Origin of the sequence: Infirmifilum sp., assembly GCF_049970975.1 — an archaeon.
GTDB lineage: Archaea > Thermoproteota > Thermoprotei > Thermofilales > Thermofilaceae > Thermofilum > Thermofilum uzonense.
Genome location: NZ_JBMFLX010000094.1, coordinates 1 through 5,065, shown reverse-complemented (window position 1 = coordinate 5,065; position 5,065 = coordinate 1). Strand labels below are relative to the sequence as shown.

Below are 5,065 nucleotides of genomic sequence, written 5' to 3'. Positions count from 1 at the left end.
AGCCCCCTCACGAGCGTAGCTAGTGGTCGCCCGCCCTCCAGCCCCCACGAATCCGTGTGGTAGCCACGCGCCCACAAATATACTCGCAGGGCCTGCCCAAGCAGGCCCACTCCTCGTTCACTAAAAATCTCCCATAGATCAACTTGAATGACACAGGCAGCTATACTAGTCGGTTTGTCGACCGTTTGTAGCTTATCGGGCCTGAACTACTCAAGCCACTCCTCATACTCCGGCTTGAACCTATTCACAATCCCTAATGCCAGCGCCCCGCTCACGAACCTCAGCACGTAGTCTGCTGGCGTATACTTCACGGTGACCATCTGTAGCGAGTTTATCGAGCCTGAGTACACCATACCTAATCAGGGCTGCGGAACTCCTCCACGGCAACCCTGCTGTGGAAGGGTGGTGTCGCTAACACTTGGCTACTCATGTTCCTGCGTTCTTCACTTGGAACTTTTCGGGACTCAAGATCTGGGTGGCTTATCTAAAGAACTCCCCCCGAGCCTCCTCAGGGTGAGCCCTCTTTCCAAGCGACCCTAATGATTTTGGTGATGATCGAAACCACTATGTTATTATCAAGGATGCACCACCCCAAGACCGTTCATGTAGCCGTAAAATGGTTGAGCACGCTAGTCGATGTCCTAGATTTGCTGGCATGTTGGCCGGTTCGCGGAACTGCTAGCGGACTGCTCGCGGAGAACTCATGCCCACAGCTAGGTCAGACTACCCTAATTCTCAGATGATCAACCACCCTCGTGAGGTGTTAGGTGGCCTTCGTCTCAACGCAGATTCCTGTAGAAGTTCATAAAAAAGCTTTACCAGCGAAGGCGAAACAACCCTTTAATGGCCAAGTAATAGTGTACGCATTAGAAGTTCCTAATTAGGTAACCCATGCATGCTATAAGTGGGCAATGATCAAGACGAGCTAGTTCAACTAGTAGAGACACCAGATGTACTACGCTCGGCACGCCTGCCCTACTAGGATGGTTAGATAATTGCTGGACCAGCTAGCGAGACGTTGGTCGAGCTCGGCTCTAGACACCTCTTCTACATGATCATCTTCATCAGGGTAACACCTCTGGTGAACACCTCTCAACGGTCATTTCGGGCAACCTACTATAGATACTCTAAGCTGTGGTAGTCCACAATAAATGGTAGCTACACCCGTACCTCGCCTTCGTCCAAGCCTCTTTAGACCCTTTAATCATAGTGTAATCGCATACCGCCGAAACCCTTAAGCCTGGTCACCTGCATAATATGAGAGCCGTCCAGGTACTATAGGTAAGAAAGCAAACCACCTTATGCCCCTCAGAGCCTGCCCACGTGTTCCCGTTATTCGTCACACTTAGCTCTCCCGGTTTACCTTAACCCCTTTCAGCTAGGTTAACATGTAGAAATATATGGATTACGTCTCATAAGTTATTCATGTTCATAGCACATTTCACAATCTATCATTACTGTGTTAAAATCTCTGGTTATCTCTGATGGAGATATTTTAAATTGTATCTGGTTTGCTGCTTCGTCCCACCACTTTCTTTCTTTAGTCCATCTGTTGCCTCCTTTCCTTTGTAACTCGACTTTTCCAATAAGTAAGTTTCCCTCCTTTGATATTGTAACCTCTCCCTGAGAATATATTTCGATTACTCTGCTTGCTCTCGCAATATAATAGCAGCACATGTTTCTTTCAATTTTCACTACTAAGAAAAATAGGCAATCTTCGTTTAAGTCGCCAACAAGTATATTTTTCACGACGAATTTCTTATTTTGTTTAAAGAAGTTTAGAACGTCTCGAACTAATTGCTCGTCTATGTGATTGATTTGGTTAAAGGTCAATCTTCTCATTTTACCGATCAATCCTGGGGTTACCCCTTTCTTCTCAATTTCTTTCATTAGTTCTCGTTTTTCATTTTCATCTATTAGACCCTGTCTGGCCCTTTCATTAAGCTCGTTTATGATGAGGTTTACATTACTAGAAATTTCCTTAGCTTTATTCACGAACTGTTTCCTCGGCAGAGGATTACCTTTCTCGTCTACTTCCCCTACAAATAACTTCAGTGCCTTATAGACAGATTCCGGCAGGTTCCATTTATACCTATAATCGTCTACATAGCCTCTCTCTACGTGATTATAGTCGGCTTTAGGTTCGTACGATTTGACTGAGATGTACAGGGTAGCATTGTTACATTTTACTTTAATATCGGCTTTCCTCTCAGACTTGCCTGTTTTCTGTGCTCTACAGCTAGTGAGATCTCTCCCCGTAAGTTGTTTTAGATAACTTACTATTTTTGCACCTATGCCTGTATTTTCATTTATGTGAGTTATCACCCTATTCTCTATTTCTGCGCCCCTCCTAGCCGGCTTTGCCATGAGCTACCCCCCTTGCTTGCCGCGTATCGCGTGCTCCCTCAGCGGCTTGGCTAGTAGCTCGTGTAGGTAGTCTACGCCTACGCCTTGAACCCCCAGCGCGTCGAGTATGAACTCGTCGAGCCTGCGCCTCCTGGGGTCGTCCAGCTGTTGTGGTAGCGGGGGCAGTCTCGCGGCGGAGATCTCCCTGATCAACTTCTCGGACTCCTCCCTGTACTCTCTACACGTGCCCGGGCTCGGGGCGGGGAGCCTCAGGTAGTCCTCCTCGAGGAACCTCGTCCACGACTCGCTTATCGCCCTCCCGGCGTAGAGTAGTAGCGATATGAAGAGGCTGCTGTTGAACCAGAGCGTCAGTAGCGGCGAGCACGGCTCGTCGAGTACTAGGTAGAAGTCCTTGGTCGCGGAGGCGGGGGCTTCGGACGCCACCGCGAAGACGCCCCTGTTCCTGAACCTCGCGTCGACTTTGTCGGGGAGGAACAGCTTCGCGAACGGCTTCTTGCTCTCTATCTGCCTGTACACGTGGCTGTACCACTTCTCCCCGAAGGCCCTGACCGCCGCGGCGGCCGCGCCGCTCTTCAGACCCCACGCCACGTACCTCCTCACGCCGCTCGGGAGCTCCTCTAAGCTCACCGGGGGTATGCTGACGAGGTAGTGGTCGGGGTCCACGAGGATCCTGTCGGTGTACAGCCCTGGCTTTCTGAGGCTTTTAACCGCGTACTCTCTAGGTAGCTCTAGAACCTCCCCGCCGCCGCTTATCGCTATGGAGTCGCCGCTGACCCCGGCGACCCTCCAGTACTTGTTGGGCACTAGGAAGAAGTCCGGCCCGTACATCTCCACGCCCCTGATAACGCCGTCTTCTCCAATGGCCTCAGCCAGGGGGAGCAACCTCCCCGCCGAGGTCAGGGTGGAGAGCGCGCTGACGAGCGGTCTTAGAGCCCCTAGGTTGAACAGGGAGAGCCAGTTGAAGTCGAGTATGGGCGGTACGCTGTGGAGGTCTACGTACTCGGCCCCGGGGGCCCTCACCCAGCCCGAGGAGTACGCTAGGCTGGGCTCGAGACCGCTGTCGAGGGTTACGAACGCCGTCTCGCCCCTCCCCTCCTTGGACTTCGAGGCTACGAGTACTACCTCCTTGAAGCCGCTGCCCAGGGAGAAGGAGGACTCGCCCCTCTTCTGGATCAGCGCTAGTATGCGGTAGTTCTCTCTCAAGAGCTTCTTGACGCCCTCGCCGTATATAGTGTAGAACGTGGAGGCTGGGAGGACGGCGGTTAGCAGCCCCCCTTCCCTCAGCATGTGGTCGGCTGTGAACAGGGACAGCGTCTGGAGGTTTAGCTGCCTCCTCGCTATGTACTTGGAGTAGTGCGTCGCTGTAAACCTGCTCTCCAGCATCCTCCTGTACTTGCTGTCCAGTAGCTCCCACCTCGTGAACGGCGGGTTGGTCAGGATGAGGTGGGCGCAGGACTTGTAGCTCGCTGTGGAGCCGGCTAGGGTGGGCTGGAGCCTGACGATCTCGAACGTGTCCCCGCACTTGACCTCGACTTTACCCCTCCCGCACAGCCTCAGGAGCGCGGCGTAGCCGACGAGGCAGGCAAGCGGGTCTTTCTCGAAGCCTATGACCCTCCCCACCTTCTCGCACCCGAACTCCTTGATGAACCCTGCCAGCAGAACCCCGGAGCCCATGAAGGGGTCGGCTACCACCACGTCCTCGAAGCCCGAGTCCAGGGCGTAGGACTTGGCGAGGGCGGATATGACCTTGACACCGAGGGGGTCCGTGTAGTAGGCGGCCAGAACCTTCCTCCTGCGCTCCTCTATGAGGTTGGAGACCTCGTACAGCCCGCGGGGCGTGCTACCCCCTTTCAAGGCCGCGGCGTCTCTCACGGCTTTATCGAGGTCGACCAGCGCCTTGACCCCCAATTCTTCGAGGACGCGGACGTCCCCGTGAACCTCGAGAATGACAGAAAGGGACTCTACAAGCAGTCTATAAGCCTCGCCCGGAGAAGTGTACCTAGACAAATCGAGCACCAGACAACCCCTCTAGCGCAGCTGTCCCGGTAACTCCTATTAATCTGTGTACGGTAATACCTACTTAAACCACAGCCTGGCACCTCCCAAGTAAACGCGTCGGCTTGTTCTCCCAAGAGTCTCCTTGGTTGTTTCTATACATGTTCTCCTGTCTGAGAGGGAAGAATCTGCCTTCGGAATTTAAGCGTATGGTCTATTAAGCCCCTCTACCAAATTTTATAGCGGATTGTATGGAGTTCACACCCATACTCACTAGGACTATGGTCGGGAAGCTGTCGAGGGCCGGAGAGACTAGGGTCGACGCCCTCAAAGGGTCTGAGGAGCAAGCCTTTAGAAAAGCCAAGAAGAGGGCTGTGAGAGGCGCGTCTAGTGCCCCCGTTAGGAGACTCGACGAGTTCTTCCGCCGCGCCTGAAACCCCTCACACGTTTTTAACATTATGTAGCTCACAGGAGACAAGCGTATTTACCCATGTTCATGTAAGTAGAGGGCTAAGATAGAGTTCCTCGATATTGTTTAGAAAGCGGATTGCCTAAAAATTCTTTTGATACCGAATCCAGCTTCACCACGGACTGGGCTTTGTTCTGCGGGAGGGTTACTCGATGTATTTGAAGTACTACGGTGTTGGATACTGCGGCCTCACCCATGTGGTGCCGTCGCAGGGAGCCCACACCTCGTACAGGC

6 protein-coding genes are annotated in these 5,065 nt (G+C 52.9%); 2 read left to right on the top strand and 4 right to left on the bottom strand.

Features of this window, described 5'->3' with window-relative positions; all coding sequences use genetic code 11:
- Positions 1-206: 206 nt before the first annotated feature.
- Positions 207-350, bottom strand: coding sequence for a hypothetical protein (locus ACP5KC_RS08670; protein ID WP_428287298.1), 144 nt, complete (start codon positions 348-350; stop codon positions 207-209).
- Between the two features lie 201 nt (positions 351-551).
- Here ACP5KC_RS08670 and ACP5KC_RS08665 point away from each other — a divergent pair, with 201 nt between their 5' ends.
- A complete protein-coding gene (locus ACP5KC_RS08665) occupies positions 552-743 on the top strand; it encodes a hypothetical protein (protein ID WP_428287297.1) in 192 nt (63 codons plus the stop codon).
- Positions 744-1,419: 676 nt separating this feature from the next.
- Here ACP5KC_RS08665 and ACP5KC_RS08660 read toward each other — a convergent pair.
- Positions 1,420-2,367 (bottom strand): hypothetical protein, encoded by a 948-nt coding sequence (locus tag ACP5KC_RS08660; protein WP_428287296.1) that lies wholly within the window; start codon positions 2,365-2,367, stop codon positions 1,420-1,422.
- Between the two features lie 3 nt (positions 2,368-2,370).
- The gene (locus ACP5KC_RS08655; RefSeq protein WP_428287295.1) at positions 2,371-4,374 is read right to left on the bottom strand and encodes an N-6 DNA methylase; all 2,004 of its coding nucleotides are present in this window, start codon (positions 4,372-4,374) and stop codon (positions 2,371-2,373) included.
- 239 nt (positions 4,375-4,613) lie between these two features.
- On the opposite strand from ACP5KC_RS08655, the gene ACP5KC_RS08650 reads away from it, so the two are divergent.
- Positions 4,614-4,796 (top strand): hypothetical protein, encoded by a 183-nt coding sequence (locus ACP5KC_RS08650; protein ID WP_428287294.1) that lies wholly within the window; start codon positions 4,614-4,616, stop codon positions 4,794-4,796.
- A gap of 76 nt (positions 4,797-4,872) precedes the next feature.
- Here the strand turns inward: ACP5KC_RS08650 and ACP5KC_RS08645 are convergent.
- The coding region (locus tag ACP5KC_RS08645; RefSeq protein ID WP_428287293.1) for a hypothetical protein at positions 4,873-5,065 on the bottom strand (193 nt) is incomplete at its 5' end.

What these genes read in the sequence shown, in the direction of transcription:
- ACP5KC_RS08665 (WP_428287297.1), top strand. Translation starts at nt 552, where the DNA reads ATGATCGAAACCACTATGTTATTATCAAGGATGCACCACCCCAAGACC.
- ACP5KC_RS08660 (WP_428287296.1), bottom strand. Translation starts at nt 2,367, where the DNA reads ATGGCAAAGCCGGCTAGGAGGGGCGCAGAAATAGAGAATAGGGTGATA.
- ACP5KC_RS08650 (WP_428287294.1), top strand. Translation starts at nt 4,614, where the DNA reads ATGGAGTTCACACCCATACTCACTAGGACTATGGTCGGGAAGCTGTCG.